This window comes from Arenimonas sp., assembly GCF_035721105.1.
GTDB lineage: Bacteria > Pseudomonadota > Gammaproteobacteria > Xanthomonadales > Xanthomonadaceae > Arenimonas.
Map to the genome: position 1 here is coordinate 1 of NZ_DASTNG010000068.1, position 25,412 is coordinate 25,412.

The window sequence follows — 25,412 nt, forward strand, 5'->3', positions numbered from 1 at the left end:
TTCTTCCGCAGCGCCTATCCGGTCGACTACGTGCCGGTCCGGGTGGACAAGCGCGTGGGCACCGCGAGCCACATCCGGCCCCTGAAGGACGGCATCCGGTTCCTGCTGATCATCTTCAAGATCGCCACGCTGTATTCGCCCCTGAAGCTGTTCGCCCCGGTGGGGATGGGGTTCTTCCTGCTCGGGGCGGGGTACTACAGCTATACCTTCGCGACCCAGGGGCGCTTCACCAACATGAGTGCGCTGCTGCTCAGCGCGGCGGTGATCATCTTCCTGATCGGGCTGGTGTCCGAGCAGATCACCGCGCTGACCTACCGCCGTGACCCCTGACCGGGCCGGTGACGTTCGCCCGGTCCTCATGGTGCTCGCGTCGACCTATCCGCGCTGGGCGGGGGACCCCGAGCCGGGCTTCGTCCATGAGCTGTCCAAGCGCCTGGCCGACCAGTTCCGGGTCATCGCCGTGGTGCCGGCTGCCGTAGGCGCCGCCCCGCGCGAGCGCCTGGAGGGCGTCGACGTGGTTCGCTTCCGCTATGCGCCCCGCCGCTGGGAAACGCTGGTGAACGACGGCGGCATCCTGGCCAACCTGCGCAAGGCGCGCTGGAAGTTCCTGCTGCTGCCCGGCTTCTTCCTGTCGCAGTGGCTCACGGCGGCACGCATCGCCCGCCGCGAGGATGTCCGTGCCATCCACGCCCATTGGCTGGTCCCGCAGGGCCTGGTGGCCTGGCTGGTCCATGCCTTGGGGCGCAAGCGCGTCCCGTACCTGGTGACGTCGCATGGCGCGGACCTGTTTGCCCTCAGGGGGCGTGTTTTCACCGCGATGAAGCGGCTCGTGGCCAAGCGCGCCGGGGCCGTCACCGTGGTCAGCGCCGCGATGCGCGACGAGATGGCCAGGGTGGGCATCGAGGCCTCGCAGGTCCACGTCCAGCCGATGGGCGTGGACCTGGCGCATCGCTTCACCCCGCGCGCGGACGCCGCGAGGTCGCCCGGGGAGATCCTGTTCGTCGGCCGCCTGGTCGGGAAGAAGGGGCTGCGGCATCTCATCGACGCGATGCCGGCCGTCATCGCCGCGCATCCCGAGGCGTTCCTGACCGTCGTCGGGTTCGGGCCCGAGGAGGCCGCCTGCCGGGAGCAGGTCCGGGCGCTTGGGCTGGAATCGCATGTCCGGTTCACGGGGGCGATTGCACAGGACGGGTTGCCGGCGCTCTACCGCCGGGCGGCCGTGTTCGTGGCGCCGTTCGTGCGCACCGCGGATGGTGACCAGGAGGGGCTGGGGCTGGTGGTGGTGGAGGCGGCGGGGTGTGGGTGTCCGGTGGTCGTGAGTGATTTGCCAGCGGTCCGGGACGTTTTCGCGGGAGGGTACGCTCCCGCCGCGATCGTCGAAGCCGGTTCTGTCGAGGAACTGGCCCATGCGATCTCGGGCGTGCTCGCCAATCCTCCGGATACGCGCGATCTGCGCGCGAGCCTGCTTGATCGGTTCGACTGGGCCGTCGTCGCGGAGGGCTACGCCGAACGACTGACTCGGCTGGCCCGTGAGGGGCGCCAATGAACGCTCCCGCGTCCGAGCCTATCCGCCAGCCGCACGCATCCCTCAACCTGGCGTCCCGCCTCGCAAAAGGCCGCAAGATCGAGCGGATCCTTTCACTGAATCGTCAGCAGACCCCCTTGAAGGTCTTGGAAGTGGGGACGGGTGCAGGCGGAATTGCGCACTATTTCGGCAATCACCCGGACCTGGCCTGCGATGTGGATGCCGTGGACGTGCAGGACAACCGACAGGTGACCGACGGCTACAGGTTCGCCCAAGTCGATGGTGTCATCCTTCCGTTCGACGACGAGACGTTCGACGTCGTAATCAGCAACCACGTGATCGAGCATGTCGGTGACGAGCGCGCCCAAGCCACCCACTTGCGGGAAATCCATCGCGTGCTCAAGGCATCCGGCCGGGCTTACCTTGCCGTTCCGAATCGCTGGATGCTGGTGGAGCCTCACTTCGGCCTGGTGATGCTGAGCTGGATGCCGCGCTGGATGGCGGACCGGTACGTTCGTATCGCCGGGAAGGGAAGCCACTACGACTGCCGGCCGCTGACCGCGACAAAGGCAGAATCGCTGCTGCATGGAGCGGGGTTCGACGCGCGCCAAGTCCATGGTGAGGCGTTGAGACTGACCTTTGAACTAGAGCGTCCCAAGGCATGGCTGTATCGCCTCGTCCTCAAGCGCATACCGGATGGGGGCTATCGGCTGCTGCGCCGGGTTTTCCCGACACTGATTTACGCGCTCTCGAAGTCGCAGGTTCGGTGAGGCGCTTGGGTGATCAGCCCGGCCGGGCGCCTGACAGGTAACTTGCTGCCGACAGGGCCCGAACGAGCAGGCTCGCGATCGGATAGGGAAGCCAGCGCTTCGCGAGCATCCGGTCCAGTCCCCTGGCCAGTGCTGGAACCATGCGTGCCGCCAGAGTTGCCGGCAGCCGCAGCCACGGATGCCAGTCGACATCCAGCGAGGAATAGCCCAGCTGGCGGTAGGCCTCCGGATGGCGTTCGCGGAATATCCGGGCGGAATTTCCGCCTGCTTCCGCGAGCTTGCGGGCGACATCCGACATGCACAGTTCATCCATGTGCCTCACCGTGGCGTCACCAGCCCAGCGAACTTCGCCGTGCGCCATCAGCCGGATCTGGAGATCCCGATCTTCGAAGCCATAGCCGCGATACGCGGTGTCGAAGCCACCGCAAGCGTCGAAGGCCGTGCGCCGGACCATGAAGTTCTGGCTTGAGCCTGAGTAGCTGACGCCGGCGGCGTGCTGGCGCTGCCGGCGAAGGGACGATGTCGACTGGTAGCGATGCCAGAATCCCTCGCCGTTCCCGACCACGTGCCCAATGGTGGCGACGGTACCTTCGTCCCAGGCGGCAAGGTGCGCGCGAATGAAACGAGGCGTCTCCGGAAGGCAGTCGCAATCCATGAACATGATGAGTTCAGATGACGCTTCGGACGTGCCGGCGTTTCGTGCCGCCGATCGACCGACGTTGACGGGCAGGTCAATGACCTTTGCATCGTCGCCTACGGCAAGCGCGAGCGCACGGGCGACATTGTCGCCGGAGCCGTCGTCCACGACGATGATCTCCAACAGGACGCCCACTGGCAGGTCTTGCGCGCGAAGCTCCCTTACCAGAGCGGCCGCACGCAGGGGGTCCCGGTAGGTAGGGATGACGACGCTGACGCGCGTGGTGTCCAGGTTGTTGACCATCGTGGTCAATTCGGGATGCCCAGCAGTCTTGCCACCGGAATCCGCCAAAGTTTGTCCAGGTAGTACAAGGCAGCGAACGCCGGCCCGATCCTGGGGCAGCTCGACTGGGCCCGGTAGCGCTCGCGAAGCGCCTGCATGCGCCTGCGCCTGCTGACGCCGGCATCACGGATGCGCGCGATCGGCGCGTCGAAGAATAGTGCGCGGGTATCCTGGGGGAGCCTGAGGATGAAGTCGTAATCGGCACAGATCCGATAACTGGTGTCGAAGCATCCAAAGCGGTCGAAGAGATCGCGGCGGTGAAGGGCGCCGGGATGGCAAATCGTCATGCGCCGCCCCACCTTGCGATGGTTCCAAGCGCCGCCGAAGCGGTGGTAGCCAACCCCGGCGTCGTCCACTAGCACGCCGATCCCGCTCACCAGGTCAAACTCCCGGTCACCGATCAAGGCGAAGACTCGGGACATCGTGGTCGCCGATTCGAGGGCATCGTCCGCGCCCAGGAACATCACGTACTCGCCCCTCGCCATGGCCACGGCCTTGTTCCAGGCATCGTAGATGCCACCGTCCGGGCCCGAGCAGGACCAGGCGATCCGGGCGGCGTTCCGGACAATGACATCGGCCGTGCCGTCCGTTGAGCCGCCATCGGCGACCAGTATCTCGATATCCGGGAAATCCTGCCCGGTAATGGAGTCCAGGCATTCCTGGAGCGTGGACGACGCGTTGAAGGTCGCGATCACCACGGAAAGACGCGGCGGGGACCTTGTCATCGCGTGCCCGGCTCCCGGAAGAAGGTTGCGTCGAACTGAAGCAATCGGCCGCTCGTCGGGTCGAAGAATCCCGGCCAGATCGACCAAAGGGAAAAGCCAGCCGCTTCCATGCGCGACATGAGTGCCTCGCGCGTAGCCTGGCCTTCGTAGAGTGGTACCAGCGATACCTCGAGTTGCACGCCACGGGCGCGATCAAGCAGGGCCGTGGCGCCGTCCAGGACGCGATCCTCATAGCCTTGGGTATCGATCTTGATGAACAGCCTGGCGTCCGGACCCAACAGCGGCAGTGCCAGCGAATCCAGTGTCTGGACGCTGACGCTCTGGGTGGCGACGGTTTCCGATCCCGGGGCGGCGTCGCTATGCATGGCCAGCATGGGCAGCACGGAGCTACTGACGGAATTCCCCGCGACCTTCATTTCCACCACGCCCGGCGCCCTGCCAACAACGACGCGTTCGGCGACATGCCAGGCAGGATCCTGCTTGCTGGCCTCCATCAGGAGGGCATGCGGCTCCGCCAGCGGCTCGTAGGAAATGATCTGGCCGGAGTATCCAACCCGCCTGATGCCGTTGGCGAACTGGCCGGCATTGGCGCCGACGTCCAGCACCATGTCCACCTGGTGGTGGCTCAACATCGCCCGCAGGCGGCCAAGCTCGGTGCTTTGCGGACGATACCTGGTCACGTCCAGTCCGAATCGATTCGCGGCTCGACGGATGGTGGCTTCGATACCGGTGAAGAACTTCACTTCCGCGCCTCCCCTATGGCGATCGCTGCACCCAGTGCCCAAGTGGCCTTGAAAAGCAGGGCACTTGCGCCGGCAGGCGCCTGGACGGCGCCCGGTAGTGACAAGTAGTGACGACGGGCTTTCGCATAAGCCTCGACCAACTGCTCGTGCCGGCCGCTCGCCATGGCGTCCATGGTGATGCTCCCCGGGTGCGCCATGAAGCTGGCCAAGGGGCGGGGAATGTGGACGTATTCGGAATAGTCCAAAGTCGGCAGCAGGAACAGCAGCAGGTCCTCGCCTACGCCGGAGTTCGCGCCGTAGCGACCGTCGGCTCCGGGAACCGAAGGCAGGAGGTACTTGTCGGCATCAAGGCGGCGGAACACGGCGCAACCCGGACTGAGCGTCAATCGGGTGAGGAGCAGATGCTTGACGACGCGCGCCACGGGATGCCGGCCAGGCGGATGCTTCGCCACCTTTCCGATCGTCTTCAGATCGGGGGTTCGAAGTGCTGCCTGTGTGTAGACAAAGGCAACATCAGGTGTGAAGGCGCCGATACAGGCCGACATGAAGTCGGGTTCGATCCAGTCGTCATCGAACGTGAAATGTATGAAGTCGCCGGTGGCGGCATCCACGCCGTCCCGCCAGCAGGCGATGGGGCCTGAGTCCACCTCGCGGCGGATGTAGCGGATCCTTTCGCCGAAGGCGGCTGCGACCTGGGGCGTCGCGTCCGTGCTGCCGTGGTCGACGAGGATGACCTCGCAGGGAATCGTCTGCGCAAGAGCGGACTCGATGGCACGATGCACGAGGTTCGCGCGGTTGAAGGTCGGAATGATGATCGATGGCCGGCTGCTCATCTCGTTTACCGGCCAATGGCTTGTCGCAGGCGGCCGACGTCGGCGACCAGCGCGCCCGGGTTCTCGGCGGGGCGAGGTTCGATGGTAAGCGCGCTTCCCGCGTGGTCCAGGACCCTGCGGGCCATTTCCCCGACGGTGGTGCCATCTCCCGAGGCGATGTTCACGGTAGTGCGCACTCGCATCGCGGCCAAGTGGAGGATGGCGTCGATCACCCAGTCGGCATACAGGAAGTCACGGACCGCGTCCGCATCGTGGACGGGGAAACCGGACGAGGCTTCCGGGGCGCGGGCTCGAGCGAAGAGACCGGGCACCAGGTAGGACTCCGGCTGGGATTCGTGGAAGAAGCTGAATACGCGGCCGATGCAGGCCGGAACGGACAGTTGCCGGCTAAGTGGCTCGACGATCTTCTCGGCGGCCAGCTTCGTCGCGCCGTAATACGTCCCGGGCGATAGCGGGGAGTCCTCGCGGAGCCGGAGGAGTGGGCCGTTCCCGACCGCCACGGGGGCATAGACATGGCTAGAAGACGCGTGGAAGAGCCAGGCTGGGTCTGGAAGCCTGGAGATGGCATCGACCAAGCCGACGGTGGCGGCGGCGTTGACTTGCATCGCATGCGCCGGATTGGCCGAGACGGCGCCCGTCGGGACAACCGCGGCCAAATGGATGACCAGCGACGGGCGGGTGGCGGCGATCCAACGCTGGACCTCGGACTGCTCCCGGATGTCTCCCTCGAACTCGCTGTAGCCGACGCCGGCTTCGCCCAGGCGACGGGTCAGGAGGCGGCCAAGGGTGCCCCGAGCGCCCGTGACGGCGACCACGCCCTGCGGCAGTTTCGCCCAAGCGTCGAACGCCGGGAGGAAGTCCGGACGCGTGGCGAGGCTCGCCCAACTCATTGCCTGCTCAGCTCCAGGCTGTCGAGCACGACCCCGACCAGCCAATCCAGTCGCGCCTGCGCCAGGGGCTCGGTGTGGATGCCTATGAACACACCCCGTTCGTGGATTCTCTGGGCGCCATCGAACGGGCCGAGGGAGCAGTCGACGTCGAACATCCTGACCGCGGGCTGGAGGGCCATGTTGCCGGACACGATCGGGCGGGTGTCCACGCCGTTCTGCATCAGTAGTCCGGTGAACTTCGGATAGTCGAAACGGATGTCCTCCGATATCTGGAACGGGAATCCGAACCAGCAAGGGTCCGCGCCCTCGGTCGCACGGGGGAAGCAAATCTGGTCGCGCCACGCTGGGTTCGATCGGAAAGCATCGGTGAGTCTGCGGAAATTGTCGCGCCGGTTCTCGTTCATGCGATCGAGCCGCTTGAGTTGCTCGAGCCCGAACGAAGCCTGGATCTCCATTGGCCTGAGGTTGTAGCCGGAGTTGATGAACAGGAAGCGGGGGTCGATCTCGGGATGCCTCGCCTCGATCTCGACGCGGTTGCTCTGCTCGCGGCTCCAGCCGTGCGCCCGAAGGCATTTGAGCAGGTCGTAGTCCTCGAGGGACTTGGTGACGACCATGCCACCCTCGATGGTCGTCATGTGGTGCGAGAAATAGAAGCTGTAGGTGCCGAAGTCGCCGATGGTGCCGAGCGAACGGCTGCGATGGGTCGAGCCCAGCGATTCGCAGGTGTCCTCGATAAGCAGGAGGTCGTGGCTTTCGACCAGCGCAAGCAGCTCATCCATCGACGTGGTGTTCCCGAGGATGTGCACCATCATCACCGCCCGGATGGGCAAACGCGCAAGCGCCCGCTCAAGGGAGGGGATCGAGAGATTGAGCGTATCCGCGTCGCTGTCCACCAGTACCGGCCGGAGGCCGAGCTGGACCAGGGGCCAGATCGAGGTCGACCAGCAGACGGCGGGCACGGCCACGTAGTCTCCCGGCGCAAGCCGCCTGGTTCGCGCTGGATTGATCGCGGCGGAAACGGACAGCAGGTTCGCGGACGATCCCGAGTTGACCATCACCGCATAAGGTGCGCCGACCGCTTTTGCGAAAGCCTGCTCGAACTCGAGTACCCGCTTCCCCATCGTCAGCTGGCCGCTGAGCAGGGTCTCGATGCAGCGCAGGATCTCCTGGTTGTCGAAGCTGGAGTCGACCAGCGGGAACGAGTTTTTGGTTGGACTGGCCATGGCGGGCGACTTCATCGGTTAGTAGGTTTTTGTTGCCGCGAGCTGCATCAGCCTCCGCCTTGCGCCGAACGTCGGCAGCAGGGTGGTGACAAGATAGACCAACGCGGTGATCCAGGGCAGCAGCCAGGCATCGAAGTGGGTGAGGGCGAGGATTTTCAGGCAGATGCAGCCTGCGGCGAAGAAGGAGGCCGTGACCAACTGTATCCGCATGATGCCTGCGGCATTCAGGTAGGTGGCCATCGAAACCCCGAATGATTCCAGGATGCACCAGGTGGCCAGTCCGTAAGCGAGCAGGATGTGCGGCTGCGGCGCGGCTCCGACCCAGGCCGTCATGATCTGGCTGAAGCCCAGGGTCAGCACAGTTGAGGTTGTGATGGCGAAGATGGCACCGGTCGCCAGGGTGGTTCGAAGGGTCCGGCTGGCCCAGGCGTGGTCGCCAGTGGCGAACGCTTGGCGGTAGATCGGCCAGAGCGGCGCGAGTACGAGGCCAAGGCCAATGGGGATGATCGAGTAGATCCGCTGCGCCAGGGCGTAGGGCGTGGCGGCCTCAGCGCCCTGGAGCCAGGCGATCAGCGGGACGTCGACCGTCAGTGCAAGCGCCGCCGCGACCTGCAGGACGAAGAAGGTCAGGCCGTCCCTGCGGATCCTGGATCGGAGTGCGCCGGCATCGCCTGGCGCCGGGCTCGACTGGCCCGCCATTTCGCGCCAGAGAAGCAGGGTGTTTGCCGACGATGCCAGCAAGGGGCCAAGGATCGCGGCGGCCGTGATGGCGGCTAATCCGAGACGCTGGGTCGACGCGAAGACGACCAGGGCGAGCGATACCAAGTGGCCGGCCGCTTGCCAACGGTAGGTTCGCTGGCCCTGGCTTCGTCCGAGTTGGACCTTTCCCGCGAGGCTCAGGGGCGCGGAAACCGCCATGCCAATGCCGACGACCAGCGCCGTCGCGCGCGCCGACTCCGCGTGCTCCTCGCCAAGTCCAAGCAGTCGGTGCCAGGGCAGGAGCCAGCCGCAGGCCAGGGCGACTCCAGCAAATGCCAGACCGATCTGCGCAAGCGCCTTGGTGCCTTCCCGCAGGTAGGCCAGCGCGAGATCGGCCTGGTGGCGGGCATGCGCCGTGGCGACCAGGTTCATGGTGCCGTTGCCAAGGCCCAGGTCGAGGAATGCTGCGAGGTACAGGAAGGCCGTTGCCGAGGCCCAGGCACCAAACTCCACGGGCCCCAGTGCCGTTAGTGCGAAAGGTGCCGCGATGAAGATGCCCGCCAGGGACGCCAGCCTTGCGGCCACCGCCCACGCGCTGGCGCGGGCGACAGACGCCGCCCGCTGGCTTGGCGAATCACGCGCGACCATTGGCGGAATGTGCATGGATCAATTTGAGCGCCGGAAATCCGCGATGGCCGACGCCAGTCCCTTTTCCAGCGGAGTTCTAGCGCGCCAGCCAAGCCCGTCCATTTGGCTGGTGTCCAGTCGCTTTCGTTTCACGCCATCCGGGCGCGAGGGGTCGAACTCGATCCGGCCCTGGTAGCCCAAGGCGTCCGCGACCTGCCTGGCGAGCTCGGCGATGGACAGCTCCTGGCCGGAGCCTATGTTTATCGGCGTGGTGGAACTATAGCCTTGCATCAGGAAGACCAGCGCTTCCGCAAGGTCATCGACGAACAGGAACTCACGAAGCGGCTGTCCGGTTCCCCATATCGTGACCGAGGCGAGCCCTTGCGTGCGTGCAGCTTCGATACGGCGGATCAGTGCGGCGACGACGTGGGAGTTCTCGGGATGATAGTTGTCTCCTGGCCCGTACAGGTTGGTGGGCATCGCGGAAATTGCATCGAAACCGTACTGGTTGCGGTAGGCCTGGCACATCTTCAGGCCGGCGATCTTCGCAATGGCATAGGGCTCGTTGGTCGGCTCCAGTGGACCGGAGAGAAGGTGTGATTCCTTCATTGGCTGGGGACATTCGCGCGGATAGATGCACGACGATCCGAGGAAGAGCAGTTTCGTCGCGCCATTAGCCCATGCCGAATGGATGATGTTCGTCTGGAGCTGCAGGTTTTCCCGGATGAAATCGGCGGGAAACGTGCTGTTGGCGTGGATTCCCCCGACCTTCGCGGCGCACATGAAGACGTAGGCTGGCTTGTGACGGGAAAAAAAAGACGCCACGGCGGCTTGGTCGGTCAGGTCCAGCGCCGCCCGGTCCGCCAGCAGTAGGTTGGTGAATCCCTCCTTGCGCAGATGCCTCACGACGGCACTGCCCACCAGGCCCCGATGGCCCGCCACGAAAACGCAATCGCTCTTGTCCATGGCCGTCAATCCCGCGGGGAGCTTGCGCGATATCCCGCGTCCCGGACCAAGGCGTCCCGCCTGGCGAGGGCCAAATCGGCCTCGACCATTTCCCCGACCAGACCATCGAAGCTCACCCGGGGTGACCACCCAAGCTTCGCCCGCGCCTTGGAGGCATCTCCCAACAAGGTCTCGACCTCGGCCGGACGATGGTAGCGGGCGTCGATGGCGACGATGGGCTTGCCGATCGGAGCCATGGAGCCTTCGGCCGCCGAGACCACGATCGCCGTTTCTTCCTTTCCTTCGCCCTTCCATTCAAGTGCGATGCCCAATTTCCGGGCGGCAAGGCCAACGAAGTCGCGAACCGAGTGTTGCTCGCCCGTGGCGATAACAAAATCCTCGGGATGATCCTGCTGAAGCATCAGCCACTGGGCTTCGACATAGTCGCGAGCATGACCCCAGTCGCGCCGTGCATCGAGGTTGCCCAAGTAAAGGCAGTCCTGGAGTCCGAGGTGGATGCGGGCCAGGGCGCGCGTGATCTTGCGGGTGACGAAGGTTTCGCCCCTGAGCGGTGACTCGTGATTGAACAGAATTCCGTTGCAGGCGAACAGTCCGTAGGCCTCGCGATAATTGACCGTAATCCAGTGTGCATAGAGCTTCGCTACGCCGTACGGCGATCGCGGATGGAACGGCGTCGTCTCGGACTGCGGGATTTCCGCCACCTTGCCGAACAGCTCCGATGTCGAGGCTTGGTAGAAGCGGGTCTTGCCCTCGAGGCCCAGTATCCGGATGGCTTCCAGCAGGCGAAGTGTGCCCATGCCGTCCGCGTTGGCGGTGTACTCGGGCGATTCGAAGGACACTTGCACATGGCTTTGTGCGCCGAGGTTGTAGACCTCGTCGGGCTGCACCTGTTGGACGATCCGGATCAGGTTGGTCGCATCGGTGAGGTCGCCGTAATGAAGCACCAGTCGGCGGTCTGCTTCATGCGGATCCTGGTAGAGGTGGTCGATTCGGTCGGTGTTGAAGGAGGACGCGCGGCGCTTGATGCCATGGACCTCGTAGCCCTTGCCCAGCAGGAACTCGGCCAGGTAGGCGCCGTCCTGTCCGGTGATTCCCGTGATCAGGGCGCGCTTTCGGTTCATCTCGGGAGGGTTGCTCATTTGCTTCTCGACCAGGGTCAATGGGAAAGGACGTTTGCCAGGGATCGGCTCACTCGCGCGCCGGCGAGGGGTCTTCCACGGGGATACCCAGTTCGGCGGCTCGTCCAAGCGCGGCGTTCGCGATTGCCGTGTGGCCTTCCAAGGCGAGCGTTTCGATGATCTGCCTCGCGTAGGTCGGATTGTCACGGCAAGCGTCGATGGCCTTCAGGAAAAGGTCGCGCGCCAGGGATTCGTCGCCCAGGGTGTTGATGGCGTGGTCACCCATGGCGGCATAGGTCGACGCCAATTGCCCCGAGCGGTCGGCGAGCGTGGTGTAAGCCTGCGCCAAGCGGCGATCGTCCATCTCGACGCCTTCGCTGCGTTGGCGTAGGAGGCCGACGACCGCAAGGCCTTCCTGCACGCCGATGGGGCGGGTCTGGAGCTTTTGGATCATCCGGTCCCACCATTCGTCCCTGATGGGCTGGCCGGCGGCCGCGGCCGAGAGGATCAGGCCCTGCTCCGGAAGCGGGGAGGCATTGGGCAGCAGCGATCCGCGTTCGAACTCGCGCATCCCCCAGGCGTAGAAGGGTGAATTCGGATTGCTGTCCGACATGCCCATGTAGAAGATCGCCAGGTCGTTGCTGGCGCGCGGCGAGCCGGGGTTGTGGGCGACCAGGTCGGTGTGCAGGTGGAACTCCGCGCCCCAGGTGGCCGCGCGAATGACGCACAGGAAGACCACGAAGACCGTCACGATGCCCGCCATCAAGGCCTTGCCGGTCTGGGTGTCCTGGACGGGAACGCGTCGCAGCAGGTCGGCCAGTGCCAGCAGGATGCCGAGCAAGGCGAAATAGTTGCGGTGTTCAAACGCCATCTCCAGCGGCAGCACGTTGCTGGTGATGAAGTGCGCGCCGAAGAACCAGAGGATGCCCAGCGACACCAGCGGCGCCCGCTGCCGCAGCACCGCGGCCAGCGCCAGCAGCCCCACGATCAGTCCGCCGCCGAGCAGCGTGGTCATGGGTTCGAGCAGGCTGCGGGACGGCTCGATCTGGTCGTAGTAGAAAACCATGTACCGGGGCAGCGGGAACAGGATCTGCCCCAGGTACATCGGCAGGACGCGCAGCTGCGTCAGCAGGCGCTCGTCGAGCGTGAACGGACGATAGGCGTAGGCCTCGGGCGCGAGCTGCGGCGGCAGGACGACAAGGAAGAACACCAGCGCGCCCAGGCCGGTGGCCAGGCCATAGGCCCAGGCCATGCGCTTGGCGAACGCGGGCCCCTGGCCCGCGAACCGGAGCAGGGTCAGCTCCAGCGCCAGCGTGTAAACGGGGAACAGCGCTGCGCTCTCCTTCGCCAGCAGGCCGGCCATCGCCAGCAACGCGCTGAATACCAGCCAGCCTGCGCCGGCTTGCCCGGCCTGCTGCCTGAGCCGACCGTGCAGGTAGGCCAGCAGGCCCAGCAGGACGAAGGTGTGGCACAGCATCTCCATCCGCTGGACCACGTAAAGCACGGTGGACACCTGCAGCGGGTGCGCGGCCCAGAGCAGGGCGATCGCGGCGGCCGCCAGGGTGGTGTTCCTGCCTTGCCAGCCGGCCGCGGGGACCTGCAGCAGGCGGCGGACCAGGGCGAACACCAGCAGCGCATTCACCGAATGCACGATCACGCTGTGCAGTTTGTAGCCCCAGGGATTCTTGCCCCAGGCCAGGAAATCGAGCGCGAATCCGATCGTGGCGAGTGGGCGGCCGATCTCGCCCGGCACGTAGCCGCGGGCGGCCTGCCGGATCGACGCCCAGTCCAGCGACTGGATCTGGATGATCGGGTTGCTGACGATGTTCGGGTAGTCGTCGAACAGGAAGGCGCCGGTCAGGCCGGGCCAGTAGATCGCGAGCGTGGCGAGCGCCAGGCCCAGGCAAACAAGCAGCGGACTACCAAGCAGACGCGGCATCAGACGCCATCCAAACCGGGGAACCCGAGTGTAGTGCGGATTCCCCTCGCGTCGTGAGTATCAGTTGCAGCCTTCGGGGCGGTACTTGGTGGCCAGGGAGGCTTCCGCGACGCAGCTCCAGGAGCCACTGCTGGTGCGCTGCAGCTCGATGTACTTGCCCGCCACCAGCGGGTTCCCCTTGAGCTGGCAGCGGATGAAGCCGGCGCTGTTGGAGGGATTCATGGTGATGGTGCAGCGCGGAGTGTCCTGGGCCAGCCCGATGTCGGCCACGTTGAAGGTGGTGGCGTTGTTCACCAGCACCTGGGACTCGAAGGTTACCCGGCCGCCGGAGATGTCGGCCAGTCCCGCGGCCACCTGGCTGCGGGCGATGTAGTCCTGGTAGGCCGGCAGGGCGATGGCGGCCAGGATGGCAATGATGGCCACCACGATCATCAGCTCGATCAGGGTGAAGCCGGCGGCGCGGCTTCGGTGTGCGGCTACGGACGGAGTCATCTGCAATCCCCTGGGTGCCGGCGCCAATGGCCGAGCGGTCATTGTGAATGAAGCATGAAATGTGCCAACCGGATCACGCTACCGCCGTGGCCGCCTGGCAGGGTCCCCTTCAATAACGCAGGCAAAGAAAAACCCCGGCCGAAGCCGGGGTTTTCCGTTCCAAACGATGCCTCGGCTATTAGGAGCCGGTGCAGCCGGTCGGGTTGTACGAGACCTTGTAGCCACCCGCCGAGGTGCCGGCGATGCTGCACGGCCACTGGCCGGACGCGTCGCGCGTCAGGGTCAGGGTCTTGCCAGCAACCTTCGGGTTGCCCTTCACGGTGCAGCGGATGAACTGGCCGGTACCGTTGTAGGTGCCGTTGATGGTCACGTCGCAACGCGGGGTGGTCGCGGCCAGGCCGATGTCGACCAGGGTCGCGGTGCCGGTGGAACCACGCTGGATGGTCTCTTCGAACGCCGTCACGCCGCCACGGATGTCGGCCAGGCCGGTGGTCATCTGCGACTTGGCGATGTAGTCCTGATACGCCGGCAGCGCGATCGCGGCCAGGATGGCGATGATCGCGACCACGATCATCAGTTCGATCAGGGTGAAGCCTTTCTGGATGTTCTTCATGGGTAAATCCCCTAGGGTGGATTGTGATTGTCACGTGTTGGAACGGTCAGACCGTCCGTGGGTGGCCGTGCCAAGGCACGTGCTGTAACGGTGATGCATCATCTGTGCCAGCCGGTATAGGACCGGCACAGGCCGGAATATAGGCATAGTGTTGAACGCAAGGCCAGCCAATTCCGGGACATGCCGCAAGGTTTTTTCGCTTGCGTCATAAAGTGACCCGCTGCGTCACTACCTGCCCGGGCCATTGTGTGAGAGCCGTCACACTTCTCGCCAAAACAGGGCCGGCGTCACTCCATCCCCAGTTTCTTGAGCTTGTAGCGCAGGGCCCGGAAGGTGATGCCCAACTGCATCGCGGTCTTGGTCTTGTTGTACCGGTTGGCTTCCAGCGCCTTCTGGATGGTCTCGCGCTCCATCTGCTCGATGGCGTCGGGCAGCGGGGTGCCGTCGGGCCCGAAGGCGGTGGGCGAGGGCGGGGCGCCGGGCCGCAGCGGGGCGTCGGCCTCCTGGCCGATCAGGCTGTCGACCTGGGGCAGGTAGAGGTCGGCGACCTCGATCCGGTGGCCCTCGCACAGGGCCACGGCGCGCTCGAGGATGTTCTCGAGCTCGCGCACGTTGCCGGGGAAGGGGTAGGCGGCCAGCGCGGCCTCCGCCTCCTCGGACAGGGCCGGCAGGGCGTCGTCCTGGGCACCCGCCAGGCGGGCCAGGATCGCGGTCGAGATCACGCCGATGTCCTCGCGCCGCTGGCGCAGCGGCGGCACCGCGAGCTCGATCACGTTGATGCGGTAATAAAGGTCCTGGCGGAACTTGCCCTCTTCGACCAGCCTGGCCAGGTTCTTGTGGGTGGCGGACAGGATGCGCACGTCCACCGGCAGTTCGGCCGGCGCGCCGACCGGGCGCACCGACTTCTCCTGGATCACGCGCAGCAGCTTCACCTGCATGTGCAGCGGCAGCTCGGCCACTTCGTCCAGGAACAGGGTGCCGCCGTTCGCGGCCTGGAAGAGGCCTTCCTTGTCGGCGTGGGCGCCGGTGAAGCTGCCCTTCTTGTGGCCGAACAGCTCGCTTTCCATCAGCTCGGAGGGGATCGCGCCGCAGTTCACCGGCACGAAGGTGCCGGCCGCGCGCGAACCCTGCTCGTGGATCAGCCGCGCCACCAGCTCCTTGCCCACGCCCGATTCGCCGCTGATGTACACCGGGGCCTGGCTGCGGGCGACGCGGCCGATGGTCTGGCGCAGCTGCTGCATGCGCGGCGAGTCGCCGATCAGCCGGTTGCTGGCGGGCGTCGCGGTGCGGCGCTGCTCGTTGAGGTCCAGCGCGTGCTGCACCAACCGGCGCAGCACGGCCAGGTCGACCGGCTTGGTGACGAAGTCGAAGGCCCCGGCCTTGAGCGCCTGCACCGCGGCCTCGACGTTGCCGAAGGCGGTGATCATCGCCACCGGCGTGTCCGGATAGCGCTGGGAAATATGTTCGATCAGGTCCTGGCCCGAGCCATCGGGCAGGCGCATGTCGGTCAGGCAAAGGTCGTAGCTGCCCTGCGCGAGCTGGGCACGTGCGCTCGACAGGTCGGCCGCCGTGTCCACCCGGAGGCCCATGCGGCCCAGGGTCAGGACCAGCAGCTCCCGGATATCGCGTTCATCATCGACCACGAGGGCGCTGCGGGGGGTCGTCATCACTTACCGGAAGGGGGGCGGGAACCCGTACACATTAGCCGAAGCGGCGGGGATCAGGCCAGATTGAGCCTCGCCGGGGCGCCATCGTCCTGCATCAGGGTCATGCCCGGCGGCAGGATGATGCGGAAGCAGCTGCCGCCGCCGGGGACCGGCTGGTAGGTCAGGGTGCACTGGTTGGCCTCGCACAGCTGCTGGGCGATATAGAGGCCCAGGCCGGTGCCGTGCTCGCTGGTCGTATAGAAAGGCGTGAAGATCTGCTCGGCCACCGCGCTGGGAATGCCCGGGCCCCGGTCGACCACGTTGAGTTCGGGCGGCGCGCCCAGCGGCGTGCTGCGCACGGCCACGGTCACCTTGGCGGGCTCGCCGGGCATGCGGCCGTAGGTCAGGGCGTTCTGGACCAGGATGGTCAGCACCTGGTGCAGGTGGCGCGGGTCGGCCATGGCCAGCGTGCTGCGGTCGCTGACGGCCTGCAGGATGTCGGTTTCCAGCGGATGGCTGGCCCGGTACTCATCGACGAAGCGGCGGGCGAACTGGCTGATGTCCAGCGTCTCGGGCTGGGAGCGTTCGCGCCGGGCCAGGCCCAGGATGTCCTGGACGATGCCATTCATGCGCTGGCACTGGGTATGGATGATCTCGAGCAGGCGCCGGTCGGCCTCGGGCAGCTCGGCGGTCTCTTCCAGCAGCTGCACCGAATAGTTGATGGCCGCCAGGGGATTGCGGATTTCGTGGGCGATGCTGGCCGACAGCCGGCCCAGCGTGGCCAGGGTCAGCTCCTCGGCGCGGTCGGAATAGATCCGGCTGTCGTCGAGGAAGATCAGGAACAGGTTGTCGGTCAGGCTCAGCGACACGAAGCGCGGCAGTACCTCGGGCGCGCCCTCGGCCAGGGTCATGGCGCGCGGGATGTCGCCCCGGCCCTGGCGCCAGAGCAGCAGGGCGCGATGGAGCTCCATGGCCACGTCGGCCAGCTGCTGCCGGTCGGGCGAGGGCTTGCCCAGCAGGCCCCAGGCGGCCTCGTTGCAGACCTTCACCCGGTGCTCGCCGTCCACCACCAGGATGCCGGTGCGCATCCGGCGGATCACCAGTTCGTTGATCTCGGCCTGGTTGGCCAGCTCTTCGCCGCGGCGCTCGGCCAGCGCCTGCGACTCGGACACCTGGCGGCTGAGCAGCTCGCACAGCACCGCCGTGGCCAGGTAGGTGACGCTGAACATCACCGACTCGGCCAGGGGCCGGGCATTGAGCGGGTCGAAGGCGCGGTTGAGCAGGCTGTCGGCCAGCACCAGCAGGGCGGCCGCGGTGGCGAAGGCCAGGCCCGCGCGCTGGGGCAGGATCAGGGCGCCGGCGCCGACGTTGAACAGCAGCAGCAGCGCGATCCCGCCCTGGCTGCCGCTGGTGCAGGCCAGCACGCCGGCTGCGACCAGCAGGTCCACGCCCAGGCCGATCGCCGCCTGGCGCCGCGGCGAGGCCTCGTTGCGGTAGCTGGCGTAGACCATGCCCAGGGCGATGGCGAGGTAGACCACGACGATGCTGCGCAGGATCGTCGGCTCGCGGATCTCGAGCATGAACTCGCCCAGCGGGCTGAAGGCGACCAGGGCCAGCAGCGCCGCCTCCAGCACGCGGTAAAGCGTGAAGAAGTAAAGCTCCCGCCGTTGGGGGGAGGCGGGTTGGGCGCTACGGGGGGCAGGGGTCGCCATGGCGCGATTATGCCTGCGTTCCCGGCGCCGCCACCCGGCGCGGCCCGCCCCGGGGACCCGGGGACGGTGCCTTTTGCCTTTGCCGGGGGGGTCGGCGACAATACGGCCCCTCGCTCGCGAGCCCTCCCCAAGCACAGGTAGCCGCATGAACTTCCACGAATACCAGGCCAAGCAACTGTTCGCCGACTACGGCATCGCCGTCCCGGCCGGTCGCGTCGCCCGTACCCCTGAAGAGGCCGTGGATGCGGCCAAGGCCATCGGCGGCGACTTCTGGGTGGTCAAGGCCCAGATCCATGCCGGCGGCCGCGGCAAGGCCGGCGGCGTCAAGCTGGCCAAGACCCTGGACCAGGTCCGCGAGTACGCCCAGGGCATGCTCGGCACCCAGATGGCCACGTACCAGACCGCGGGCATCGCCCTGCCGGTCGACACGGTGCTGGTGACCCAGGCCACCGACATCGCCAAGGAACTCTACCTCTCGGTGCTGGTCGACCGCGGCACGCGTTCGATCACCTTCATCGCCTCGGCGGAAGGCGGCATGGAGATCGAGCAGGTCGCGGCCGAGAACCCGGACGCGATCAAGACGCTCAACGTCAACTTCGTCCAGGGCCTGCAGCCCTACCAGTGCCGCGAGATGGGCTTCGACCTCGGCCTCAACGCCAAGCAGGTCAACCAGCTCAGCAAGATCATGATGGGCCTGTACAAGCTGTTCAACGACAAGGACCTGGCCCTGGTCGAGCTCAATCCGCTGGCCATCCTCACCAACGGCGACCTGGCCGTGCTCGACGGCAAGATCAACTCCGACGACAACGCCACCTTCCGCCACCCCGACCTGGCCGCGATGCGCGACATCCGCCAGGAGGACGAGACCGAGGTGCTGGCTAGCCAGCACGACCTGAACTACGTGACCATGGACGGCAACATCGGCTGCATGGTCAACGGCGCCGGCCTGGCCATGTCCACCATGGACGTGATCGCGCTCAACGGCGGCAGCCCGGCCAACTTCCTCGACGTCGGCGGCGGCGCCACCAAGGAGCGCGTCACCGAGGCCTTCAAGCTCATCCTGTCGTCCGACAAGGTCAAGGCCATCTTCGTCAACATCTTCGGCGGCATCGTCCGCTGCGACATGATCGCCGAGGGCATCATCGCCGCGGTGAAGGAAGTGGACGTCAAGGTGCCGGTCATCGTGCGCCTCGAGGGCACCAACGTCGAAAAGGGCAAGGAGATCCTCAAGAACTCCGGCCTGGCCATCCAGGCCGCCAACGACATCAACGACGGCGCCAAGCTCGCCGTCGCCGCTGCAGCCTGAGGACAACATTCCATGAGCGTTTTGGTCAACAAGAACACCAAGGTCATCGTCCAGGGCTTCACCGGCCAGCAGGGCACCTTCCACGCCGAGCAGATGCTCGACTACGGCACCAAGGTCGTCGGCGGCGTCACCCCGGGCAAGGGCGGCACCACCCACATCGGCCTGCCGGTCTTCAACACCGTGCGTGAAGCCGTCGAAGAGACCGGCGCCGACGCCTCGGTCATCTACGTGCCGCCGCCGTTCGCGGCCGACGCCATCCTGGAGGCGGCCGACGCCGGCATCCGGGTCATCGTCTGCATCACCGAGGGCATCCCGGTGCTGGACATGCTGCGCGTCAAGAACACCCTGATGGGCTACGACGACGTCGTGCTGATCGGCCCGAACTGCCCCGGCGTGATCACCCCGGGCGAGTGCAAGATCGGCATCATGCCGGGCCACATCCACCTGCCCGGCAAGATCGGCATCGTCTCGCGCTCGGGCACCCTGACCTATGAAGCCGTGAAGCAGACCACCGACGCCGGCCTCGGCCAGTCGACCTGCATCGGCATCGGCGGCGACCCGATCAACGGCACCAACTTCATCGATGCGCTCAAGCTCTTCCAGGAAGACCCGCAGACCGAGGGCATCATCCTGGTCGGCGAGATCGGCGGCAGCGCCGAAGAGGAAGCGGCCGAGTTCATCGCCGAGTACGTCACCAAGCCCGTGGTCGGCTTCATCGCCGGCGCCTCGGCCCCGGCCGGCAAGCGCATGGGCCATGCCGGTGCCATCGCCTCGGGCGGCCAGGGCACCGCGGCCGGCAAGTTCGCCGCGCTCGAGAAGGCCGGCGTCACCACCGTCAAGTCGCCCGGCGACCTCGGTGCCGCCATCGCGGCCCGCCTGAAGAAGTAAACTCGGTCCACCGATCGACCCGAAGGGCCGCCGCGTGCGGCCCTTCGTCGTTCCAGGCCCAACCACGGAATGCCGGACATGACCCGCAAGCTACGCATCGCCCTGGCCCAGTTCGACTTCCCGGTGGGCGCGGTGGTTTCGAACACGCAGCGGATCAAGGCGATGGTGGCCGAGGCGCGCGACGTGCACGGCGCCGACCTGGTGCTGTTCCCCGAGCTGGCGCTGTCGGGCTATCCGCCCGAGGACCTGCTGATGCGGCCGGCCTTCCTGTCGGCCTGCGAGCAGGCCATGCACGAGATCGCCGCCGAATGCCGCGGCATCACCGCCGTGGTGGGCTGGCCGCAGTCGGCCGGGTCGGTGGTCTACAACGCCGCCAGCGTGCTGCGCGACGGGCGGATCGACCTGACCTACCGCAAGCGCGAGCTGCCCAACTACGCGGTGTTCGACGAGCGCCGGCATTTCGCGGTCGATCCCGACGGCGGCGCCTGCTGCTTCGAGCTCAAGGGCGTGAAGGTCGGCCTGGTGGTGTGCGAGGACCTGTGGTTCGCCGAGCCGATGGCGGAAACCGCGGCGCTTGGCGCCGAGCTGGTGCTGGTGCCGAACGCTTCCCCGTTCGAAAGCGACAAGACCGCGCAGCGTGACGCCCTGCTGGCCCAGCGCGTCATCGAGGCCGGTGCCGGGCTTGCCTACCTCAACCTGGTGGGCGGGCAGGACGAACTGGTGTTCGACGGCGCCTCGGTGCTGGCCGACGGCGACGGCCACGTGCACCCGGCGGCGCGTGCCTTCGAGGACCATTGGCTGGTGGCCGACTTCGACGCCGACGACCGTCGCTTCAGTGCGGTGCAGTGGCCCGAGGAAGACGACGAGACCCGCGAGTCGCTGGCCTATCGCGCCATCGTCCGCGGCATCCGCGACTACTGCGGCAAGAACGGTTTCGACCGGGTCTGGCTGGGGCTGTCCGGCGGCATCGATTCCGGCCTGGTGCTGGCGCTGGCGGTCGATGCGCTGGGCGCCCGCAACGTGGCCGCGGTCCGGCTGCCGTCGCGCTACACCTCCGACCTGAGCAACGACCTGGCCGAAGAGCAGGCGCGGCTGCTGGGCGTGCGGCTGGAGACGGTCGCCATCGAGGCGCCCTTCACCGGCTTCCTGCAGGCGCTGTCGCCGCTGTTCGACGGGCTCGAGCCCGGCATCGCCGAGGAGAACCTGCAGTCGCGCTGCCGCGGGGCGCTGATGATGGCCCTGTCGAACAAGTTCGGCGGCCTGCTGCTGACCACCGGCAACAAGAGTGAATACGCGGTCGGCTACGCCACCATCTACGGCGACATGTGCGGCGGCTTCGGCCCGATCAAGGACCTGTACAAGACCGAGGTGCAGGCGCTGTGCCACTGGCGCAACGCGCGGTCGCCGGCGATCCCGGAGGAAGTGATCCGTCGCCCGCCGTCGGCCGAACTGCGCGAGAACCAGACCGACCAGGACTCGCTGCCGCCCTACGAGATGCTGGACGCGATCCTGTTCCGCCACGTCGACCAGGACATGTCGCTGGCCGAGATCGTGGCCGAAGGCTTCGACCCCGACACCGTGCGGCGCGTGCTGCAGCTGGTGCGCGTGAACGAGTGGAAGCGGCGCCAGTCCGCGCCCGGCCCGAAGCTGTCCAAGCGCGCCTTCGGCCGCGAGCGGCGCTATCCCATCACCTCGGGCTGGCGCGACTAGCGCCCCATGCAGGCGGGCTTCCCGGCCCGCAGGCCTTCGCCAAGCGCGCCAGGAAAAGACCAAAAAAAGGGGTCAGAGACGTTTCGCGTTTCAAACGCAAAACGTCTCTGACCCCTCTAGGTCACCCCTGTTGGTTTTCAGTCGAAGGGGTTGATGCGGCTGATGATGCCGTTGCCCTGCGGCCACCTGTCGCCCTGCGACAGGTAGGGGTGGTCGGGGTGGTTGGCCTCGAGCACCTTGCGGGCGTCGGCGGCCAGGTCGTCCTGGCCCAGCGCGGCGTAGGACGCGGCCATCAGGGCCAGCGCATCGCCGTCGTGTTCGCTCTGCGGGTAGGTCTGCAGCAGGTACTTGCCGCGGTTGGCGGCGGCCACGTAGGCACCGCGGCGCAGGTAGTACTGGCCAACGCCGGCCTCGTGCCGGGCCAGCAGGTTGCGCAGGAACACCATGCGCTGGCGGGCATCCGGCGCGTAGCGGCTGTTCGGGTAGCGGCGGACCACGTCGGCGAAGTCGTTCAGGCTCTGGGTGGGCGCGCCGAGGTCGCGGGTGGCCAGGTCCTGGCGCACCAGGCGCAGCAGCACGCTGGAGCTGCGGTCGAAGTTGATCAGCGCCTTGAGGTAGTAGGCGTAGTCGATGTGCGGGTGGGTCGGGTAGGTGCGGATGAAGCGGGTGATGGTGGAGGTCGCTTCCTCGGTCATCGCCAGCTTGTACTGCACGTAGGCCAGCTCCAGCTGGGCCTGCTCGCTGTATTCGCCGAACGGGAAGCGGGCGACCAGGCGCTGGTAGTAGCGGCCGGCGCGGGCGTAGTTGCGGCCGTCGAGCGCTTCCTTGGCGGTGGCGTACATGGCCTCGACCGGCAGCGTCTCGGTTTCAGGCTCCTTGTCGCCGAACCAGCCGCCGATGGTCGAGCAGCCCGAGAGGCCCACGGCCAGCATCAGGATCATCAGGAAACGCGTCATTCCGGGCAGTCGGGTCATCAGGTTGGGCAAGTCAGGGCGCTGGAGGCAGCTGGTTCAGGGATAATACCGGAAAGCCCGCTGTCGCCTCCATGAATGCGACCCCGGGCCCGCCCCGGCCCCACGAGATCCCCATGTCCCAGCCCAATCCGCCAGAAAACGACGACAACGAGCGCGAACTGCTCGAGTCCAGCATCCCGTTGGCCTCCGCGGGGCGCCGGTTCGACCAGGTCCTGGCCGAGCTGTTCCCGGACTTCTCCCGCTCCCGCCTCACCGAGTGGATCAAGTCCGGCGACGCCCTGCTGGACGGGCGCCTGGTCAAGCCCAAGGAGGCTGTGCGCGGCGGCGAGCCGGTCACCCTGTCGGTCCGCATCGAGGTCGAGACCGGCGAGGCCCTGCCCGAGGACATCCCGCTCGAGATCCTGTTCGAGGACGAGGACGTGCTGGTGGTGAACAAGCCCGCCGGCCTGGTCGTGCACCCCGGTGCCGGCAACCCCCGCGGCACCCTGGTCAACGCCCTGCTGCATTTCGACGCCCGCCTGGCCGGCCTGCCGCGTGCCGGCATCGTCCACCGCCTCGACAAGGACACCTCGGGCCTGATGGTCGTCGCGCGCACCCTGCGCGCCCATACCTCCCTGGTCGAGCAGCTGTCCGGCCGCGAGGTGCACCGCCAGTACCTGGCCGTGGTGCAGGGCACGATGGTCGCCGGCACCACCATCAATGCGCCGATCGGCCGCCATCCCACCGACCGGGTCCGCATGGCGGTGGCGAAGGAGGGCGCGCCCGGCCGCGACGCCATCACCCACTACCGCGTGCGCGAGAAGTTCCGCGCCCACACCCTGGTCGAGTGCCGCCTGGAAACCGGCCGGACCCACCAGATCCGCGTGCACATGGCCCATGTCCGCCACCCGATCGTCGGCGATCCGCTGTACGGCGGCTCGTTCCGGCTGCCCAAGGCCGCCACCGAGGCGCTCACGGTCCGGCTGCAGGGCTTCAAGCGCCAGGCCCTGCACGCCGAGAAGCTGAGCTTCCGGCACCCGGCCAGCGGCGACCTGGTGACCACCGAGGCGCCGGTGCCCGAGGACATGCAGGGCCTGGTGCTGGACCTGCGCAACGACACCGCGGCCTTCAACAAGAAGTAGCCATGGACCTGGCCCGGGCCTGGAGCGAAGCGACCTGGCCGGTGCCCGCGGGCGTTCGCGGCGGCACCAGCCTGCGCAGTGGCGACGGACTGTCGCCGCCGCCGTTCGATCGCCTGAACCTGGGGCTGCGCTGCGGCGACGACCCGGCCCTGGCCCGCGCCAACCGCGCGCGCCTGGCGGGCTGGCTGGCGCTGCCTTCCGAGCCGCACTGGCTGGACCAGGTGCACGGCACGGCGGTGGCGCGGTTCGACGCGCCGCCGACCGGCGGGCCCGAGCCCGTGGCCGATGCCGCGGTGACCGCCACGCCCGGCGTGGTGCTGGCCATCCTCAGCGCCGACTGCCTGCCGGTGCTGCTGTCCGCCCGCGACGGCCGCGAGATCGGCGCCGTCCACGCCGGTTGGCGCGGCCTGGCGGCCGGCGCCCTGGAGGCCACCGTCGCCGCCATGGCCACGTCGCCCGCCGACCTGCTGGCCTGGCTGGGCCCGGCCGCGGGCCCGCGGGCCTATGAAATTGGCCCGGAGGTGAGGGATGCCTTCCTTGCCCATGATCCGGCGGCGGCCACGGCCTTTACCGCCACGCGGCCGGGCCACTGGCGCGTGGACCTGTATGCGCTGGCGCGCCAGCGCCTGGCTGCCGTCGGCGTGCAGCAGGTATCCGGCGGCGGCGAGTGCACGATCAGCGACCCGTCCCGCTACTTCTCGCACCGGCGCGACGGCCGCAGCGGCCGCATGGCCACCCTGGCCTGGCTGGCCGGCTGGCCGGCTGAGGGCCCGCGGCCGCTGTCCGCGCTCTGAATCGGCACCGCCCTTCGCTTGAAAGGCCCGCGTCGGGCCGCCATCTGCTGGTCATACGGGCGGCAACCCGCCGCCCCGGACTCCCAAGGGGCTCCCGATGCGAATGGACAAACTCACCTCGCGATTCCAGCAGGCGCTGAGCGACGCGCAGTCGCTGGCCGTGGGCCGCGACCACAACCTGATCGAACCGCTGCACCTGATGGTGGCGCTGCTGGACCAGTCCGGCGGCAGCACGCGGCCGATGCTGGCCCAGGCCGGCGTCAACGCCGCGGCCCTGCGCCAGCGGCTGGGCGAGGCGCTGGACAAGCTGCCCAAGGTCAGCGGCCAGGCCGGCGAAGTGTCGCTGGGCAACGACCTGGCGCGGCTGCTCAACGTCTGCGACAAGCTGGCGCAGCAGCGCGGCGATGGCTTCATCGCCAGCGAACTGTTCGTGCTGGCGGCGCTGGACGACAAGGGCGCGCTGGGCCAGGCGCTCAAGGCCAGCGGCGCACAGAAGGCAGCGCTGGAGCAGGCCATCGAGGCCCTGCGCGGCGGCGAAAAGGTGCAGGACGCCAACGCCGAGGAGAACCGGCAGGCGCTCGAGAAGTACTGCATCGACCTCACCGCCCGCGCCGAGTCGGGCAAGCTCGACCCGGTGATCGGCCGCGACGAGGAGATCCGCCGCACCATCCAGGTGCTGCAGCGGCGCACCAAGAACAATCCCGTGCTGATCGGCGAGCCCGGCGTCGGCAAGACCGCGATCGTCGAAGGCCTGGCCCAGCGCATCATCCACGGCGAAGTGCCCGAGGGCCTGCGCAACCGCCGCGTGCTGTCGCTGGACATGGGCGCGCTGATCGCCGGCGCCAAGTTCCGGGGCGAGTTCGAGGAGCGCCTCAAGGGCGTGCTCAGCGACCTGTCCAAGCAGGAAGGGCAGGTGATCCTGTTCATCGACGAGCTGCACACCATGGTCGGCGCCGGCAAGGCCGAAGGCTCGATGGACGCCGGCAACATGCTCAAGCCGGCGCTGGCGCGCGGCGAGCTGCACTGCATCGGCGCCACCACGCTGGACGAGTACCGCAAGTACGTCGAGAAGGACGCCGCGCTCGAGCGCCGCTTCCAGAAGGTGTTCGTGGGCGAGCC

23 protein-coding genes and 1 pseudogene are annotated in these 25,412 nt (G+C 67.3%); 9 read left to right on the forward strand and 15 right to left on the reverse strand.

From position 1 onward, the window contains the following. The 3 genes and pseudogenes from VFQ84_RS11165 to VFQ84_RS11175 all read left to right on the forward strand — a co-directional run. Positions 1-330: pseudogene (locus VFQ84_RS11165) on the forward strand (glycosyltransferase family 2 protein); the annotation flags it as partial. 28 nt (positions 331-358) lie between these two features. Further along, positions 359-1,546: a glycosyltransferase gene (locus tag VFQ84_RS11170; RefSeq protein ID WP_325131728.1), complete on the forward strand. Its 1,188-nt coding sequence runs from the start codon at positions 359-361 to the stop codon at positions 1,544-1,546. Further along, positions 1,543-2,295 (forward strand): class I SAM-dependent methyltransferase, encoded by a 753-nt coding sequence (locus tag VFQ84_RS11175; RefSeq protein ID WP_325131707.1) that lies wholly within the window; start codon positions 1,543-1,545, stop codon positions 2,293-2,295. The genes VFQ84_RS11170 and VFQ84_RS11175 overlap by 4 nt, the downstream gene beginning before the upstream one ends. A 13-nt stretch (positions 2,296-2,308) precedes the next feature. Here the strand turns inward: VFQ84_RS11175 and VFQ84_RS11180 are convergent, their stop codons facing one another. From VFQ84_RS11180 to VFQ84_RS11245, 14 genes are all read right to left on the reverse strand, one after another. Next, entirely contained in the window at positions 2,309-3,235 is a 927-nt protein-coding gene (locus VFQ84_RS11180) for a glycosyltransferase (protein WP_325131708.1), read from the reverse strand. A 5-nt stretch (positions 3,236-3,240) separates the two neighbouring features. Continuing rightward, on the reverse strand, positions 3,241-3,972 hold the full coding sequence (locus VFQ84_RS11185) for a glycosyltransferase family 2 protein (protein ID WP_414637037.1): 732 nt from the start codon (positions 3,970-3,972) through the stop codon (positions 3,241-3,243). 23 nt (positions 3,973-3,995) lie between these two features. Next, a complete protein-coding gene (locus VFQ84_RS11190) occupies positions 3,996-4,742 on the reverse strand; it encodes an FkbM family methyltransferase (protein WP_325131710.1) in 747 nt (248 codons plus the stop codon). Further along, entirely contained in the window at positions 4,739-5,575 is an 837-nt protein-coding gene (locus tag VFQ84_RS11195) for a glycosyltransferase family 2 protein (protein ID WP_325131711.1), read from the reverse strand. The genes VFQ84_RS11190 and VFQ84_RS11195 overlap by 4 nt, the downstream gene beginning before the upstream one ends. 5 nt (positions 5,576-5,580) lie before the next feature. Beyond that, entirely contained in the window at positions 5,581-6,465 is an 885-nt protein-coding gene (locus VFQ84_RS11200; RefSeq protein WP_325131712.1) for an SDR family oxidoreductase, read from the reverse strand. Next, a complete protein-coding gene (locus VFQ84_RS11205) occupies positions 6,462-7,703 on the reverse strand; it encodes a DegT/DnrJ/EryC1/StrS family aminotransferase (RefSeq protein WP_325131713.1) in 1,242 nt (413 codons plus the stop codon). The genes VFQ84_RS11200 and VFQ84_RS11205 overlap by 4 nt, the downstream gene beginning before the upstream one ends. A gap of 3 nt (positions 7,704-7,706) precedes the next feature. Further along, positions 7,707-9,050 (reverse strand): hypothetical protein, encoded by a 1,344-nt coding sequence (locus VFQ84_RS11210; RefSeq protein WP_325131714.1) that lies wholly within the window; start codon positions 9,048-9,050, stop codon positions 7,707-7,709. A gap of 3 nt (positions 9,051-9,053) precedes the next feature. After that, positions 9,054-9,980 (reverse strand): GDP-L-fucose synthase, encoded by a 927-nt coding sequence (locus VFQ84_RS11215; RefSeq protein ID WP_325131715.1) that lies wholly within the window; start codon positions 9,978-9,980, stop codon positions 9,054-9,056. A gap of 5 nt (positions 9,981-9,985) precedes the next feature. Further along, positions 9,986-11,101: a GDP-mannose 4,6-dehydratase gene (gene gmd, locus VFQ84_RS11220; RefSeq protein WP_325131729.1), complete on the reverse strand. Its 1,116-nt coding sequence runs from the start codon at positions 11,099-11,101 to the stop codon at positions 9,986-9,988. Between the two features lie 67 nt (positions 11,102-11,168). Beyond that, entirely contained in the window at positions 11,169-13,037 is a 1,869-nt protein-coding gene (locus VFQ84_RS11225; RefSeq protein ID WP_325131716.1) for a hypothetical protein, read from the reverse strand. 60 nt (positions 13,038-13,097) lie between these two features. Continuing rightward, on the reverse strand, positions 13,098-13,529 hold the full coding sequence (locus VFQ84_RS11230; protein ID WP_325131717.1) for a pilin: 432 nt from the start codon (positions 13,527-13,529) through the stop codon (positions 13,098-13,100). Positions 13,530-13,707: 178 nt separating this feature from the next. After that, positions 13,708-14,142, reverse strand: coding sequence for a pilin (locus VFQ84_RS11235; RefSeq protein WP_325131718.1), 435 nt, complete (start codon positions 14,140-14,142; stop codon positions 13,708-13,710). 287 nt (positions 14,143-14,429) lie between these two features. Then, on the reverse strand, positions 14,430-15,809 hold the full coding sequence (locus VFQ84_RS11240) for a sigma-54 dependent transcriptional regulator (protein ID WP_325131719.1): 1,380 nt from the start codon (positions 15,807-15,809) through the stop codon (positions 14,430-14,432). Between the two features lie 53 nt (positions 15,810-15,862). Next, complete coding sequence (locus VFQ84_RS11245) at positions 15,863-17,500, reverse strand: HAMP domain-containing sensor histidine kinase (protein ID WP_325131720.1); 1,638 nt, start codon at positions 17,498-17,500, stop codon at positions 15,863-15,865. Positions 17,501-17,645: 145 nt separating this feature from the next. On the opposite strand from VFQ84_RS11245, the gene sucC reads away from it, so the two are divergent. From sucC to VFQ84_RS11260, 3 genes are all read left to right on the forward strand, one after another. Beyond that, positions 17,646-18,806 carry an ADP-forming succinate--CoA ligase subunit beta gene (gene sucC, locus VFQ84_RS11250; protein ID WP_325131721.1) on the forward strand — a complete coding sequence of 387 codons (1,161 nt, stop codon included), beginning with the start codon at positions 17,646-17,648 and terminating at the stop codon, positions 18,804-18,806. A gap of 12 nt (positions 18,807-18,818) precedes the next feature. Beyond that, on the forward strand, positions 18,819-19,694 hold the full coding sequence (gene sucD, locus VFQ84_RS11255; RefSeq protein WP_325131722.1) for a succinate--CoA ligase subunit alpha: 876 nt from the start codon (positions 18,819-18,821) through the stop codon (positions 19,692-19,694). 78 nt (positions 19,695-19,772) lie between these two features. Then, positions 19,773-21,404, forward strand: a complete 1,632-nt coding sequence (locus tag VFQ84_RS11260) for an NAD+ synthase (RefSeq protein ID WP_325131723.1) — start codon at positions 19,773-19,775, stop codon at positions 21,402-21,404. A 137-nt stretch (positions 21,405-21,541) separates the two neighbouring features. Here the strand turns inward: VFQ84_RS11260 and VFQ84_RS11265 are convergent, their stop codons facing one another. Continuing rightward, entirely contained in the window at positions 21,542-22,360 is an 819-nt protein-coding gene (locus tag VFQ84_RS11265; RefSeq protein WP_325131724.1) for an outer membrane protein assembly factor BamD, read from the reverse strand. Positions 22,361-22,491: 131 nt separating this feature from the next. On the opposite strand from VFQ84_RS11265, the gene rluD reads away from it, so the two are divergent. The 3 genes from rluD to VFQ84_RS11280 form a co-directional block, all read left to right on the forward strand. Beyond that, positions 22,492-23,499 carry a 23S rRNA pseudouridine(1911/1915/1917) synthase RluD gene (rluD, locus tag VFQ84_RS11270; RefSeq protein WP_325131725.1) on the forward strand — a complete coding sequence of 336 codons (1,008 nt, stop codon included), beginning with the start codon at positions 22,492-22,494 and terminating at the stop codon, positions 23,497-23,499. A gap of 2 nt (positions 23,500-23,501) precedes the next feature. Further along, entirely contained in the window at positions 23,502-24,293 is a 792-nt protein-coding gene (gene pgeF / locus VFQ84_RS11275; protein WP_325131726.1) for a peptidoglycan editing factor PgeF, read from the forward strand. 97 nt (positions 24,294-24,390) lie between these two features. Then, positions 24,391-25,412, forward strand: a 1,022-nt coding sequence (locus VFQ84_RS11280) for a Clp protease N-terminal domain-containing protein (protein ID WP_325131727.1), incomplete at its 3' end; no start/stop codon positions are given.

Excerpts from the sequence above, each read along its gene's own strand:
- rluD (WP_325131725.1), top strand. The coding sequence starts at position 22,492 with ATGTCCCAGCCCAATCCGCCAGAAAACGACGACAACGAGCGCGAACTG.
- VFQ84_RS11240 (WP_325131719.1), bottom strand. The coding sequence starts at position 15,809 with ATGACGACCCCCCGCAGCGCCCTCGTGGTCGATGATGAACGCGATATC.
- VFQ84_RS11180 (WP_325131708.1), bottom strand. The coding sequence starts at position 3,235 with ATGGTCAACAACCTGGACACCACGCGCGTCAGCGTCGTCATCCCTACC.
- sucD (WP_325131722.1), top strand. The coding sequence starts at position 18,819 with ATGAGCGTTTTGGTCAACAAGAACACCAAGGTCATCGTCCAGGGCTTC.
- VFQ84_RS11195 (WP_325131711.1), bottom strand. The coding sequence starts at position 5,575 with ATGAGCAGCCGGCCATCGATCATCATTCCGACCTTCAACCGCGCGAAC.
- gmd (WP_325131729.1), bottom strand. The coding sequence starts at position 11,101 with ATGAACCGAAAGCGCGCCCTGATCACGGGAATCACCGGACAGGACGGC.
- sucC (WP_325131721.1), top strand. The coding sequence starts at position 17,646 with ATGAACTTCCACGAATACCAGGCCAAGCAACTGTTCGCCGACTACGGC.
- VFQ84_RS11210 (WP_325131714.1), bottom strand. The coding sequence starts at position 9,050 with ATGCACATTCCGCCAATGGTCGCGCGTGATTCGCCAAGCCAGCGGGCG.
- VFQ84_RS11175 (WP_325131707.1), top strand. The coding sequence starts at position 1,543 with ATGAACGCTCCCGCGTCCGAGCCTATCCGCCAGCCGCACGCATCCCTC.
- VFQ84_RS11245 (WP_325131720.1), bottom strand. The coding sequence starts at position 17,500 with ATGGCGACCCCTGCCCCCCGTAGCGCCCAACCCGCCTCCCCCCAACGG.
- VFQ84_RS11200 (WP_325131712.1), bottom strand. The coding sequence starts at position 6,465 with ATGAGTTGGGCGAGCCTCGCCACGCGTCCGGACTTCCTCCCGGCGTTC.
- VFQ84_RS11205 (WP_325131713.1), bottom strand. The coding sequence starts at position 7,703 with ATGAAGTCGCCCGCCATGGCCAGTCCAACCAAAAACTCGTTCCCGCTG.
- VFQ84_RS11260 (WP_325131723.1), top strand. The coding sequence starts at position 19,773 with ATGACCCGCAAGCTACGCATCGCCCTGGCCCAGTTCGACTTCCCGGTG.
- VFQ84_RS11225 (WP_325131716.1), bottom strand. The coding sequence starts at position 13,037 with ATGCCGCGTCTGCTTGGTAGTCCGCTGCTTGTTTGCCTGGGCCTGGCG.
- VFQ84_RS11170 (WP_325131728.1), top strand. The coding sequence starts at position 359 with ATGGTGCTCGCGTCGACCTATCCGCGCTGGGCGGGGGACCCCGAGCCG.
- VFQ84_RS11215 (WP_325131715.1), bottom strand. The coding sequence starts at position 9,980 with ATGGACAAGAGCGATTGCGTTTTCGTGGCGGGCCATCGGGGCCTGGTG.
- pgeF (WP_325131726.1), top strand. The coding sequence starts at position 23,502 with ATGGACCTGGCCCGGGCCTGGAGCGAAGCGACCTGGCCGGTGCCCGCG.
- VFQ84_RS11235 (WP_325131718.1), bottom strand. The coding sequence starts at position 14,142 with ATGAAGAACATCCAGAAAGGCTTCACCCTGATCGAACTGATGATCGTG.
- VFQ84_RS11230 (WP_325131717.1), bottom strand. The coding sequence starts at position 13,529 with ATGACTCCGTCCGTAGCCGCACACCGAAGCCGCGCCGCCGGCTTCACC.
- VFQ84_RS11265 (WP_325131724.1), bottom strand. The coding sequence starts at position 22,360 with ATGACGCGTTTCCTGATGATCCTGATGCTGGCCGTGGGCCTCTCGGGC.